Here is a 12,210-nt window from a genome sequence, read left to right as displayed (position 1 = left end):
AATTTAAGTTTATCCCGTGCCCGGCAATGATTATGGCCCCTAGGGGCCATAATCATTTCTCTTCTAATGGTTGCTGAAATACGTGTTAATTGCCGACGGTAATAGTCGGATCCCAATAGAAGTAACCTAATAGTTTTTGGTCTCCGCCGTTTGGTCGATAATAAAGGCCAAATTGAATGCAATAGTTTTCCGTGCCGGTATTGGTAATGTCAGCCTGTATGAACCAATAGGTTTGGTTGGTGAAAGTGACGGGGAATACGGTATTTTGCGCAGGCATCATCGAGCTGCGCGTGTACATTTTGAATGTCGGGTTGGAGAAAACCTGGGTGCCGCTGCCAAACTGCGGCAGCCCATAGATCAGGACGCCGGCATCGAAATTTGCCGATTCGGAAGTGCCGGTCCAACGGATGACGTCGCCGACATTGGCTTTAAAATTCAGGTCCGCCGTGCCGGAGCCGCCGATCACCTGTTCGGAAGTGACGACCATATAGGCATATTGGTGGCCGATGCCCGTCGGGCTGCCGGCATCCTGACTGGGGTTTTTATTCTCGAATGCTTCTATCAGCGCATCGGTATCGATGACGACAATAACGTTAACGATATTGTTGCTGGATTTAAGTTCTTGTTCAGACATAAGTTAGCCTCACAATATTTTTTGCTGTGATAGAAAGTGAAAATAATGGGGTTGATGGCAGCCGTTTATTGAATGGATATTTAAAATGAGGAGTGGCAACGGCGCTATCGGCTTAATCATAGAGACTAAATAACAAGGCAGCCACCGGTGAAAATGTAGAGAAATTAATCGGTGCCTCTATTAATTAGCAGGGTTAAAACCTTGTTTTGATGATTCTGAGATAAATGCAGTTACAGAATGAGAGGCGAGCACGAACTGCCTATTATCCTGTTTACAGTGATAATTTTCTCGAAGTGCGACGGGAGAATAAAATAGAGAAAAATGGAGTTTAATACTAATTTAATTAAATTATTTGGTTTTAAATTTGAAATTTAAATGATTATTGATATTTATCTCTCAAAAGGACGGGCGATGAGTTAGCGGCAAAATGGGCCGCCAACTCATTGATAGATTACAGGGCAGTCTGTGCCGGTTCCGCATCGCCCAGCGTTTGGCGCAGGCGGTTTTCCCAGGCGTAGAGCGCGACGGTGAGGATCACCTCCAGCGCCTGCGCTTGATCGAGGCCGCTGTTGAACAGCGGCTGCACGCTCTGCGGGGTGAACTTCTCAGGTGCGCGAGTCAGCTCGGCGGCGGTGCGCATCACTGCGAGTTTTACCGAATCTTCGGTATACGCCAGCCCCTGAGGCAGCCCGGCGAACAGCGCCTGAACCAATCCCTCATCCTGCAATTCTTGCGCGACGGTGGCCGCGCAGTAACGGCTGCCGTTGATGCGCGAGACCGCCAGCGTCGCCAGCGCCTTGAGGCGACTCGATAACCCATATCCTTCGGCATTGATGCCGTTGAACACCCCGTTGCGCTCGCGCAGGGTGGCGGCGTCGTGGGCTAACAGCAAATAATAAGATTCGGCGCGCGCCTGCGGGTGACTTTGATCCAATACATCAAGCTGTTCGGCGGCGGCGGTTTCCGCGTCGATCGGTGGCAGGCGGGCAGACCAATTCAGTTCGTCGGCGCTGAAAGCGATGCCATCGGCGTCTTCGACGTTAGGAAAGCCGGGCACTACCACCGCCGGGCGGCCGGCCAACGCCGCGACGCCGGCGACCACGCGCGCTTGATAGCTGACAAAACCGATCACCTGCGAAAAGGTGACAATATCCGCCGGGCTCAGCCCGACGTCGGCGAGTTGTTGCAGCGCCTTGCGGCAAATCAGCGTGGGCTGGCTGGCAAGCTGGCGGGCATATTGGGTGATCTGAGCAAGGCGGATATTGCTTTCCCGGGAGGCGTCCGGGCTGTGCAGCGGGGCGAGGCGGGCGGCGTAGTGGCTACAAAGCGATTGCACGCCCGTCACCTGAGCGACGGTCAACGCGGTGCTGAGGCGATCGTAGGGTGACAATGTCACGTATCGTGACAGCGGCACCTGGTCGGGAAACAGCGCGTGGTAACCGGCCAACGAGGCGCTGAACACCCCGGCGCGAGCGCTGAGCGCATTGTTTAAGGCTTCATCGGCGAAGGCGCCCAGCCCCAGCAGAAAGCGATCGCGAAGGGTGGCCGCCTGGGGTTCCAGCGGCGCATCGCCCCGCACGCTGCTTTGGGTTTCGTGATACCACTGGGCATTATGTTGTCGACGGAGTCGTTCCATAGGTCAATCCTTAATCATGATCAACAGCCGCCGCTGCGCGCGGCAGCGTCGGCTGGACAAAGAGGCAACATGCCCGCAGGCGGGGCGAAAGGCGGTTTTAGCGCAGCTCATCACAGCAGAGGGCGTGGCCGTAAACAGAAAAACCGGCTGCCAGCGTGAGCAGAAACTGCGTAAGGCGGCGATGGCGAATGCTGTTCATCAGTGCGATATCCTGTCGTATGAGAAGTGCAACGTAGGGGATATCCTCACCGATCGCCCTGGCGAGATAAAATAATGTTACGGACTAATCAATAACTGAAAGGAATAAAATATAAGGATATATAACAAGAATGTAATTTGCATGTGCACTTTCTTGCTAAGCGGCAGGCGCGCAAGGCGATAAAAAACCCGCCGCAGCGGGTTTGAGGTGAAGGCGTGACTCAGAAGCGGCCGCCGTCGCGCCGCCAGGCATCGGCGGTCAACGCTTCGCCGAAGTGGCTGGCGATAAGGCGTTTGGTCAATTCGTGCAGCGGCGCCGCCAACACCTCCGCGGTGCTGCCGCGCTCGACGATTTCCCCTTCGTGCATCACCAGCACCTGGTCGCTGATATGTTTCATCATGCCGAGGTGCTGGGTGACATAAATATAGGAAATGCCGTGTTTTTCCTGCAGCTCCAGCATCAGATTGATGATTTGCGAGCGCATCGACATGTCCAGCGACGCCAGCGCCTCATCGGCGACGATCACCTTCGGTTGCAGGATCAGTGCGCGGGCCAGCGCGACGCGCTGTTTTTGCCCGGAAGCCAGCATGTGCGGATAGTAGTAGGCGTGATCCGGCAGCATGCCGACCTGGCGCAGCGTTTGGTTGATGCGCTGCTCGCGCTCGGCGGGCTCAAGATCGGTGTTCAGCCGCAGCGGCGCATCCAGCAGCTGGCCGATGCGCTGGCGCGGGTTGAGCGAGGTGCTCGGATCCTGAAAAATCATGCGAATACGCTGGCTGCGGTAACGATAATCGCCGAACGCCAGCGGATGATCGTCGATCAGCAGCTCGCCAGCGGTGGGTTCCACCATGCCGGAGAGCATCTTCGCCAGCGTGGATTTGCCGGAGCCGTTCTCGCCGATCACCGCCAGCGTCTGGCCTTCGCGCAGGGTAAAGCTGACTGATTTCACCGCCTCGACGTGCTGGCGGCGGAACAGCCCGGTGCGGTAGCGGTAGGTTTTGCTCAGGTTGCGCACTTCCAACAGCGTTTCCATGTTATTGCTCCTCCATGTTCAGCGGGAAGTGGCAGGCGAAGAAGTGGTTTTTGACCGGGCGCAGGCGCGGCGTTTCGATGCACTTCTTCTGCGCGTAAGGGCAGCGCGGCCCCAGGCGACAGCCGATCGGCAGGTGTTCCAGCGAAGGAATGGCGCCCGGCAGCGTATTCAACCGGCTTTTGTGCGGCAGCGAGCGGCCGAAGTCCGGCATGGCGCGGATCAGCGCCTGGGTGTAAGGGTGGTGCGGCGCCGCCAGCAACTCTTCGCACTGGGCGCTCTCCACCGTTTGCCCGCAGTACAGCACGTTCACTCGATCGGCCCACTTGCTCATCATCTGCAGGTCGTGGCTGATCAGCAGAATGGTGGTGTTGTTGTTCTGGTTGAGGCGCGCCAACAGACGGAAAATCTGCGCCTGCGTAGTCGGTTCCATGGCGTTGGTCGGCTCATCGGCGATCAGCAGGCGCGGTTGGTTGGCCAGCGCGATGGCGATCATCACTTTCTGGCACTCGCCTTCCGTCAGCTCGTACGGGAAGCTGCCCATGATGTCGTCATGATCCTTGATGCCGACGCGGTGCAGCAATTCGATGGCGCGGCGTTTGCGCCAGTTGAAGCGCTGCCACCAGTGGCCCTTATAGGTCCAGCCTGGGATGGCCTGCGCAAGCTGACGGCCGATGCTCTCGGAAGGATCGAGACAGGACTGCGGCTCCTGGAAGATCATTGAGACGTTGTGGCCCACCAGCTTGCGCCGCTCGCGCGGGCTCAGCTGCAGCAGATCGATGTCGTCGAAACGAAAGCGATCGGCGGTAACGCGCCAGTTGTCTTTGGTCACGCCGCAGATGGCCTTGGCGATCAGGCTCTTGCCGGAGCCCGATTCGCCCACCAGCCCGCGCACTTCGCCCTCGGTCAGCGTCATGCTGACGCGATCGACCGCCTTGACCGGCCCTTCGGCGGTCATAAATTCAATCGTCAAATTGCGGATATCGAGTAACGGCATTATTCCACCCCGGCATTGATTGCGCGGCGCATACCGTCGCCTAACAGGTTAACCAGCAGCACGCTGACGAGAATGGCCGCGCCGGGCAGCATCACCGTCCAGGGCGCGACGTACACCAGCTCGAGCGAATCGCCGAGCATCGCTCCCCATTCCGGCGAAGGCAATTGCGCGCCGAGATCGAGGAAGCCGAGCGCGGCGATGTCCAAAATGGCCATCGACAGCGCGCGGGTGAACTCGGTCACCAGCACCGCCGCGATGTTCGGCATGACCGCGTACCACAGGATCTGCAGCGTGGAAGCGCCGTCAAGCCGGGCCGCCACCACGTACTCTTTCTCCAGTTCGTCGTGCACCGCGCTGTAGATGGTGCGCACCATGCGCGGCAACAAGGCGAGCCACACCGCCAGCATGGCGTGTTCAAGTTTGGGGCCGATAAACGCCACCACCACGATCGCCAGCAGCAGCGACGGAATCGACAGCAGGGTATCGAGGATGTGGTTGAGCACCGCCGAGCGTAGCCCGTGGGTGACGCCGGCGAACACGCCGAGGATCACGCCGCAGAACGCCGCGGCCAGCGTCACCGCCAGCGCGGAACCGAAGGTGGCGGCGGTGCCGGTCAACAGGCGGCTGAGGATGTCGCGCCCGAGATCGTCGGTGCCGAGGAAGAACGACACGTTGCCGTAGCGCGACCAGGACGGCGGCAGCAGTTGATAGCCGAGGAACTGCTGATCCAGCGCGTAGGGCGCCAGCAGGCTGCCGAACAGCGACAACAGCAACAGGGCGATCACGCCGTAAAAACCGATCATCGCCAGCGCGTCGCCGTAGAAAATCCGCCAGGTGTAGCGCAGCGGGCTCGGCATCTTTTTCTCGCGGTATACGTTATCGAAGGGCATACCATTCCTTATGTTTCAGCGGGTTGGTTGCCGCACCCAGAATGTCGGCCAGAACGTTAATGGTGATCACCAGCGTGCCGACCACCATCACGCCGGCGGAGATCGCCGCATAGTCCTGTTGGCGAATGGCGTTGATCAGCCACCGGCCGAGGCCCGGCCAGCTGAACACCACTTCGGTGATCATCGCCAGCGTGAGCATGGTGGAGAACTGCAGCCCCAGTTTTGGCACGATCGGCGGCAGCGCGTTGTGCAACACGTGGCGACGAATGATGGTGAAGCGCGACAGGCCGCGGGTGGCGGCGGCCTTGATGTAGTTTTGGCTCAGCACGTCGTCGGTGCTGATGCGCATCAGCCGCACCACTTCGGTGGTGGGCGCCACCGCCAGCGCGGCGATCGGCAGGATCATGTGACGCAGGGCGCTGCCGATCATCTCGGCGCGATACGGCGAGTCCGACAGCCAGGCGTCGATCAGCGCGAAACCGGTGATGGGCTTCACCTGATACAGCAGATCGAAACGGCCGGAAACCGGCAGCCAGCCGAGATGCAGCGAGAAGAACAGCATCAGCAGCAGCGCCAGCCAGAACACCGGCATCGAAAAGCCCAGCAGCGCGAAGGTGCTGATGGCGGTGTCCTGCCACTTGCCGCGCAGCACGCCGGCGATGATGCCCAGCGGAATGCCGATAAACAGCGCCAGGGCGAAGGCCAGCAGGCACAGTTCCATGGTGGCCGGGAACACTTCGCGCAGCTGTTCGCTGATCGCCTGGCCGTTGATGCTGGAGACGCCGAAGTCCCAGTGCAGCAGGCTGACGAAGTAGAATTGATAGGCGTCCAGCAGGGCGGCGCCGTTCAGCGGCGCGCGCGGCGTGAAATAGCTCAGACTGAAGCTGACCAGCGTCAGGAAGAACAGCGTGATCAGCAGCAGCAGAATGCGGCGCAGGGTAAAGATAATCACTTTTTCACCTCCGGCGCGGATTCACGGTACACCCCGGCGAACGAGGCGTTGCCGAACGGGCTCAGCACCAATCCCTTGATGTCGTAACGATAGGCCTGCAGGCGCAGGGAAGACGCCAACGGCAGCACCGGCAATTGCTGCTCGAGGATTTTCTGCGCCTTGCGGTAGTTGTCGATGCGCTGAGACAGCTGCTGCGACAGCAGCGCGTTCTGCAGCACTTCGTCGAAGCTCGGGTCACACCAGTGAGCATAGTTGGTTTGCGAACGGATTGCCGCGCAGCTCAGCAGCGGCCGGAAGAAGCTGTCCGGATCGTTGCTGTCGGTGGCCCAGCCGGTCAGGGTCAGATCGTGGTTCATTTCCATCAGGCGCGCTTCCTGGAAGCGGCCCTCCACCGGCACGATGGTGACGTTGATGCCCACCTGGCCGAGGTCGGCCTGGATCAGCTCGGCGGTTTTCAGCGGGCTCGGGTTGTAAGACTGCGAGGCGGTAGGCACCCACAGCTTCAGGTTTAGCTGGCCGACGCCGGCCTGCCGCAGCATCTCGCGAGATTTGGCCGGATCGTACTCGGTGACGTGCGCGTCGTTGTCATAGGCCCAGGAGGCGCGCGGCAAGATCGAGGCGGCGGTTTCCGCCGTGCCGTAATAGATAGACTGCATCAACCGCTGGTTGTTGATCGCCAGCGAGATCGCCTGGCGCACATTGAGGTTGTCGAGCGGCGGTTTGCGGGTGTTGAACGCCAGATAGGCGATGTTCATCCCCGGACGCAGCGTCAGGCGCAGGCGCGGATCGTCGCGCAGGATAGACAGCTGGCTGGCCGCCGGATAAGCCAGCACGTCGCATTCGCCGGTCAGCAGTTTGGAGAGGCGGCCGGTACCGCCGGCGCCCAGATCGATCACCACCTGCGGCATGCGCGGCAGCCCTTTCCAGTAGGCGGCGTTGCGCGCCAGGCGAATATATTGCCCCGAGCGGTATTCGTTGAGCAGGAACGGGCCGCTGCCGACCGGCTCGCGGTCGATCAGCTCCTGATGGCCCTCACGCGTCAGCAGATCGGCGTACTCGGCGGACAGCACCGGCGCGTAGTGGGTCGCCAGATGCCACAGGAACGAGGCGTCCGGCGACTGCAGGCGAATCTCCACCGTATAGTCGTCGAGCTTTCTCACGCTCTGCACCGAATCGCCGAACTGCAGGCTGTCGAAATAGGGGTATTCGCCGCCGTTCACGTCGTGATACGGGTGTTTCTGATCGAATACGCGGGCGAAGCTGAATACCACGTCGTCGGCGTTCATCTTGCGGGTGGGCGTGAACCAGGCGGTGGTCTGAAACGGCACGTCCTTGCGCAGATGGAAGCGGTAGGTGGCGCCGTTGTCCAGCACCTCCCAGCTCTGCGCCAGCTCGGGGATCAGGCGATAGGTGTAGGGGTCGACGTCCAGCAGGCGATCGTACAGCTGGGCGGCCAGGGTATCCACCGTCAGGCCACTGCTGGCCATTTGCGGGTTGAAGGTATTCAGTATGCCGCTGACGCAATAAACAAAGCCGCTCTGGCGAATGTCCGGCAGCGGCGCCGCGCTGGGCGCGGGCGGTGTTGTCGCGGCCAGGGCAGAGCCCGTCAGGCACAACGACAGTATCCAAAAGGGTAAACCACGCATAGAGGCTCATGGGTTAATCAGCAATAGCGTTAGTGTATCGCACTCTGACCAGCAGCCCAATCCATTGAGCAAAATCGCTGAGTTTTCTGCGACTTGATTGATCAGCCCGTTCAGCGGCAAGAAAAAAGTTTTCCATGTTATGTTATAATATAACAAAATCATGTTACCGTTCCCCGGCAAAGTCACAATAACGCAAGGGGATGTATGAACGAAGTTGCACTTCCACCACGCCGTTCGCTGCCGGATGCTCAGGCATGGCGCGGCGAAATGAGTGATGTCGGGCTCGATTGGGTCGGGATGCAAGGGATCGCGCTGCCGCTGGAGCTGGCCGGCAAGCCATTGATGGCGAAGGTCGACGCCGGTATCAACCTGCGCGCCGAAGCGGCGGGCGAGCGCGGCATTCACATGTCGCGGCTGTATCTGGCGCTGGACGAGTTGACGCAGGGCGAGCTGACGCCGCAGCGCATCGGCCGAACGCTGCAGGCCTTTTTGGCTTCGCAGCCGGAACACAGCGATCGCGCCAGCTTGTCGATCGGCGGCGAGCTGTTGCTGTCACGCCCGGCGCTGCTGTCGCCGCAGCGCGGCTGGAAAGCCTATCCGCTGCGCATCGAGGCCACTCTGACGGATACGCTGACGCTGGCGCTGACCGTCGGCGTGCCTTATTCCTCCACCTGCCCGAGTTCGGCGGCGCTCAGCCGTCAGTTGGCGCAGCAACAGTTCCAGTTTGATTTTGAACAGGCGGCGGAGCGGGTCAGCCAACGGCAGGTGAGCGAGTGGCTGCTGGAGCAAGGGATGCCGGCCACCCCCCACAGCCAGCGCAGCTGGGCCTGGATCACCGTGACGCCCGAGAATGAACGGGCGTTTGAGCCGGTGAAACTGATTGATCGCATCGAACACGCGCTGGGCACGCCGGTGCAAACGCTGGTGAAACGCCGCGACGAACAGGCCTTCGCATTGGCCAACGGTCAGAATCTGATGTTTTGCGAGGACGCGGCGCGCCGTCTGTATCGCATGCTGCGCAGCCAGTGCGACTACCGCGCTTTTTCGCTGCGCGTCGAGCATCAGGAGAGCCTGCATGCCCACAATGCGGTGGCGGAGCTGAGCTGGCGGGGAGAACACCATGCTGCGTAAAAACCCCAGTGGCCATCTGCCGCAGGTCTCGCCGCTGGCCTACATCGATCCCACCGCCATTATTTGCGGCCGGGTGATCGTCGAAGACTTCGTTTACGTCGGCCCTTATGCGGTAATTCGCGCCGACGAGTTGAACGCCGTCGGCGACATGGAGCCGATCGTTATCGGCTCGCACTCCAATATTCAGGACGGCGTGGTGATCCATTCCAAGAGCGGGGCGGCGGTGACTATTGGCCGTTACAGCTCGATCGCCCACCGCGCCATTGTGCACGGCCCGTGCCGCATCGACGATCGGGTGTTTATCGGCTTCAACAGCGTGCTGTTCAACTGCCACGTTCAGTCCGGCTGCGTGGTGCGCTACAACGCGGTCGTGGACGGCGTGACGCTGCCGGAAAACCGCTATATCCCCTCGACCGAGCGCGTGGGGCCGGACAGCGACCTGTCGCGCTATCGCCAGGTCGATCGCAGCGCGCTGCAGTTTTCGGAAGAAGTGGCCGCCACCAACGTCGAACTGGTGCGCGGTTACCAGGCATTACGCAATGAATTTTAATGAGGTCCCCATGAAACAACTTCCCGTGACCGTGCTTTCCGGCTTTCTCGGCGCCGGCAAGACTACGGTGCTGAACCACATCCTGAACAACCGGCAGGGCATGCGCGTGGCGGTGATCGTCAACGACATGAGCGAGGTGAATATCGACGCTGCGCTGGTGGAGAATGAAGTGCGCCTCGATCGCCAGCAGGAGAAGCTGGTGGAGATGAGCAACGGCTGCATCTGCTGCACGCTGCGCGAAGACCTGCTGGTGTCGGTGCGCGAGCTGGCGCAGGACGGGCGCTTCGATTATCTGTTGATCGAATCGAGCGGCATCTCCGAACCGCTGCCGGTGGCGGAAACCTTTACCTTTGAGGATGAACAAGGGGAAAGCCTGTCGCAGTTCGCCCGGCTGGATACCCTGGTGACGGTGGTCGACGGGGTGAATTTCATCCGGCAATACCAGCAGGCGCAAAGCCTGCAGGAAGCTGGCCAAAGCCTGGGCGAGGACGATCTGCGCAGCGTGGCGGACCTGTTGATTGAGCAAATTGAATTTTGCGACGTGATCCTGGTCAGCAAGACCGATCTGTTGACGCCAACGCAGCAGGGCGAAGTGATGGCGCTGCTGGCCAGCCTGAATCCCGACGCCCGCATTGTGCCGATCGCGCCGGGCAAACTGCCGCTGGAGGCGGTGCTGAATACCGGCAGCTTCAGCTTTGAAAAGGCGCAGCAGGCGCCCGGCTGGCTGAAAGAGCTGCGCGGCGAACACGTGCCGGAAACGGAAAGCTACGGCATCAGCAGCTTTGTCTATCAGGCGCGACGGCCGTTTGCGCCGGACAAGTTCTACCGCGTGATCAACGGCGACTGGGGCGGCGGCAAGCTGCTGCGTTCGAAAGGCTTCTTCTGGCTGGCGACGCGGCCGCGGCAGGCCGGGCAGTGGAGCCAGGCCGGCGGCATCGCCCATTACGGCCTGGCGGGCACCTTTTGGCGCGCGATCCCGCAAGACAATTGGCCGCAGGATCCGCAAACGCGGGCGCATATACAGGAGAAATGGGTGGAGCCGTTCGGCGACATGCGCCAGGAGCTGGTGTTTATCGGCCAGCACTTGCAACAGGCGGCGATCGTGCGTCTGCTGGACGACTGCCTGCTGAGCGACGACGAAATGGCCGCCGGCGTGGACTATTGGCTGGAGATGGCAGACCCGTTCCCTGAGTGGTAATTGCGCAATCTTCGTGTGGTAATGAGAAAAATTCTCAACAAAGTGCTTTACAGACGATACTGATAACTATTATCATCGCCTGGCAGTTCACGGAAGGCCACAGTTTGCGGCTCTGATGTGGAAGGCACGACATTGCTCACATTGCTTCCAGTGTTTTTTAAGCCAGCTCGGGTGCTGGCTTTTTTTTTGCCTGTTTCAGACCGGAAACCTCGCCTGGCGAGCCGCCATGCCCCACTTTCTTCTTTTTTGCCGTGTAACCTGGACGATCTCGACAGAAGTTCGGGGTTTCATGCATTCACAGTCCCGTGACGGAATTTCATACTCCTTCTCATCGACGCGCCGGCTGCGTTTGGCCGGCCACTGTTAACCGTGAGGAGAATGCCTGTGATTACCCAACAAACCCCCATCAAGTCAGGATTCGGGCCCAAAACGACCGCCGGCGAGGTGCTCGCGGGCCAGGATCTGTCAGGCACGCTGGCCATCGTCACCGGTGGCCATTCAGGCCTCGGTCTGGAGACGACGCTGGCGCTGGCCGACGCCGGCGCACGGGTTATCGTCGCTTGCCGGGCACCGGCGGCAGCCAAAGCGGTGTTAGGGCTGAGCGCCGGCGTCGAGATCGCCGAACTCGATCTCGCCGATTTGAACAGCGTGCGTCGTTTCGCTGCAGACTTTACCGCATCGAGCCTACGGGCGGATATCGTCATTAACAACGCCGGGGTGATGGCATGCCCGGAGGCGCGGGTAGGGCACGGTTGGGAAAGGCAGTTCGCCACCAACCATCTCGGCCACTATGCGCTGACCAATTTACTGTGGCCGACCATTGCCGATGGCGGGCGGGTGGTCACCGTCTCCTCCGCCGGGCATCACCATTCGGCGATCCGCTGGGAAGATGTGCAGTTCGAGCGCGGTTACGACAAGTGGCTGGCGTACGGTCAGTCGAAGACGGCGAATGCCCTGTTCGCCGTCTGGTTGGATCTTCTGGGCCGCTCGCGGGGGATCCGCGCATTTAGCCTGCATCCGGGCAGCATCGCCACGCCGCTGCAGCGGCACATATCGAGAGCAGAGATGATAGCCCTGGGCTGGATGGACGAAGAGGGCAATCCGGCCGATCCCGATGCCCTTAAAACGCCTCAGCAGGGGGCTGCTACGCAGGTCTGGGCCGCCACCTCACCGCAGTTGCAGGGATTAGGGGGCCTCTACTGTGAGGATGGCGATATTGCCGGCATCGCCGTCCACGACAGTCAGGCGCTGGTTGGCGTGAAGGAATACGCGATCGACCCGGAACAGGCGCAGCGTCTGTGGGCGCTTTCGGCATCGCTGACCGGCATTGATGCCTTCGCCTGACCA

12 protein-coding genes are annotated in these 12,210 nt (G+C 60.5%); 5 read left to right on the top strand and 7 right to left on the bottom strand.

Annotation, left to right across the window (positions count from 1 at the left end):
• Positions 1–85: 85 nt before the first annotated feature.
• On the bottom strand, positions 86–634 hold the full coding sequence (locus EDY99_RS10085; protein WP_033643240.1) for an inclusion body family protein: 549 nt from the start codon (positions 632–634) through the stop codon (positions 86–88).
• 451 nt (positions 635–1,085) lie between these two features.
• Positions 1,086–2,270 carry a peroxidase-related enzyme gene (locus tag EDY99_RS10080; protein ID WP_047575019.1) on the bottom strand — a complete coding sequence of 395 codons (1,185 nt, stop codon included), beginning with the start codon at positions 2,268–2,270 and terminating at the stop codon, positions 1,086–1,088.
• A gap of 16 nt (positions 2,271–2,286) precedes the next feature.
• On the opposite strand from EDY99_RS10080, the gene EDY99_RS10075 reads away from it, so the two are divergent.
• Positions 2,287–2,544, top strand: coding sequence for a hypothetical protein (locus EDY99_RS10075; protein WP_004930590.1), 258 nt, complete (start codon positions 2,287–2,289; stop codon positions 2,542–2,544).
• A gap of 145 nt (positions 2,545–2,689) precedes the next feature.
• On the opposite strand, the gene sapF is transcribed toward EDY99_RS10075, so the two are convergent.
• The 5 genes from sapF to sapA are packed head-to-tail and all read right to left on the bottom strand — an operon-like array spanning position 2,690 to position 7,984.
• Positions 2,690–3,502: a putrescine export ABC transporter ATP-binding protein SapF gene (gene sapF, locus EDY99_RS10070; protein ID WP_016927550.1), complete on the bottom strand. Its 813-nt coding sequence runs from the start codon at positions 3,500–3,502 to the stop codon at positions 2,690–2,692.
• 1 nt (position 3,503) lies between these two features.
• Positions 3,504–4,496 (bottom strand): putrescine export ABC transporter ATP-binding protein SapD, encoded by a 993-nt coding sequence (gene sapD / locus EDY99_RS10065; RefSeq protein ID WP_016927551.1) that lies wholly within the window; start codon positions 4,494–4,496, stop codon positions 3,504–3,506.
• Positions 4,496–5,386 (bottom strand): putrescine export ABC transporter permease SapC, encoded by an 891-nt coding sequence (gene sapC / locus EDY99_RS10060; RefSeq protein ID WP_004930580.1) that lies wholly within the window; start codon positions 5,384–5,386, stop codon positions 4,496–4,498. The genes sapD and sapC overlap by 1 nt, the downstream gene beginning before the upstream one ends.
• On the bottom strand, positions 5,373–6,338 hold the full coding sequence (gene sapB / locus EDY99_RS10055) for a putrescine export ABC transporter permease SapB (RefSeq protein WP_004930575.1): 966 nt from the start codon (positions 6,336–6,338) through the stop codon (positions 5,373–5,375). The genes sapC and sapB overlap by 14 nt, the downstream gene beginning before the upstream one ends.
• Positions 6,335–7,984: an ABC transporter substrate-binding protein SapA gene (sapA, locus tag EDY99_RS10050; RefSeq protein WP_033643238.1), complete on the bottom strand. Its 1,650-nt coding sequence runs from the start codon at positions 7,982–7,984 to the stop codon at positions 6,335–6,337. The genes sapB and sapA overlap by 4 nt, the downstream gene beginning before the upstream one ends.
• A gap of 204 nt (positions 7,985–8,188) precedes the next feature.
• Between sapA and folE2 the strand changes: the two genes are divergently transcribed.
• From folE2 to EDY99_RS10030, 4 genes are all read left to right on the top strand, one after another.
• Complete coding sequence (folE2, locus tag EDY99_RS10045) at positions 8,189–9,115, top strand: GTP cyclohydrolase FolE2 (protein ID WP_060660656.1); 927 nt, start codon at positions 8,189–8,191, stop codon at positions 9,113–9,115.
• Positions 9,105–9,665: a carbonate dehydratase gene (locus EDY99_RS10040; protein WP_060660657.1), complete on the top strand. Its 561-nt coding sequence runs from the start codon at positions 9,105–9,107 to the stop codon at positions 9,663–9,665. Before folE2 ends, EDY99_RS10040 begins: the two co-directional genes overlap by 11 nt.
• Positions 9,666–9,675: 10 nt before the next feature.
• Positions 9,676–10,863: a zinc metallochaperone GTPase ZigA gene (zigA, locus tag EDY99_RS10035; RefSeq protein WP_033650275.1), complete on the top strand. Its 1,188-nt coding sequence runs from the start codon at positions 9,676–9,678 to the stop codon at positions 10,861–10,863.
• Positions 10,864–11,247: 384 nt separating this feature from the next.
• On the top strand, positions 11,248–12,207 hold the full coding sequence (locus EDY99_RS10030; RefSeq protein ID WP_117187747.1) for an SDR family NAD(P)-dependent oxidoreductase: 960 nt from the start codon (positions 11,248–11,250) through the stop codon (positions 12,205–12,207).
• The last annotated feature ends 3 nt before the right edge of the window (positions 12,208–12,210 follow it).

It is taken from the genome of Serratia sp. LS-1 (assembly GCF_003719595.1).
GTDB classification, from domain to species: domain Bacteria; phylum Pseudomonadota; class Gammaproteobacteria; order Enterobacterales; family Enterobacteriaceae; genus Serratia; species Serratia ureilytica.
Note: the sequence above shows the minus strand (reverse complement) of the source record. Positions and strands in the feature narration are given on the sequence as shown.

Bases quoted from the DNA above. Each gene is read 5' to 3' on its own strand.
- sapF (WP_016927550.1), bottom strand. From the start codon at position 3,502: ATGGAAACGCTGTTGGAAGTGCGCAACCTGAGCAAAACCTACCGCTAC.
- sapC (WP_004930580.1), bottom strand. From the start codon at position 5,386: ATGCCCTTCGATAACGTATACCGCGAGAAAAAGATGCCGAGCCCGCTG.
- EDY99_RS10080 (WP_047575019.1), bottom strand. From the start codon at position 2,270: ATGGAACGACTCCGTCGACAACATAATGCCCAGTGGTATCACGAAACC.
- zigA (WP_033650275.1), top strand. From the start codon at position 9,676: ATGAAACAACTTCCCGTGACCGTGCTTTCCGGCTTTCTCGGCGCCGGC.
- EDY99_RS10075 (WP_004930590.1), top strand. From the start codon at position 2,287: ATGATCAACAGCCGCCGCTGCGCGCGGCAGCGTCGGCTGGACAAAGAG.
- EDY99_RS10040 (WP_060660657.1), top strand. From the start codon at position 9,105: ATGCTGCGTAAAAACCCCAGTGGCCATCTGCCGCAGGTCTCGCCGCTG.
- sapD (WP_016927551.1), bottom strand. From the start codon at position 4,496: ATGCCGTTACTCGATATCCGCAATTTGACGATTGAATTTATGACCGCC.
- sapA (WP_033643238.1), bottom strand. From the start codon at position 7,984: ATGCGTGGTTTACCCTTTTGGATACTGTCGTTGTGCCTGACGGGCTCT.
- folE2 (WP_060660656.1), top strand. From the start codon at position 8,189: ATGAACGAAGTTGCACTTCCACCACGCCGTTCGCTGCCGGATGCTCAG.
- EDY99_RS10085 (WP_033643240.1), bottom strand. From the start codon at position 634: ATGTCTGAACAAGAACTTAAATCCAGCAACAATATCGTTAACGTTATT.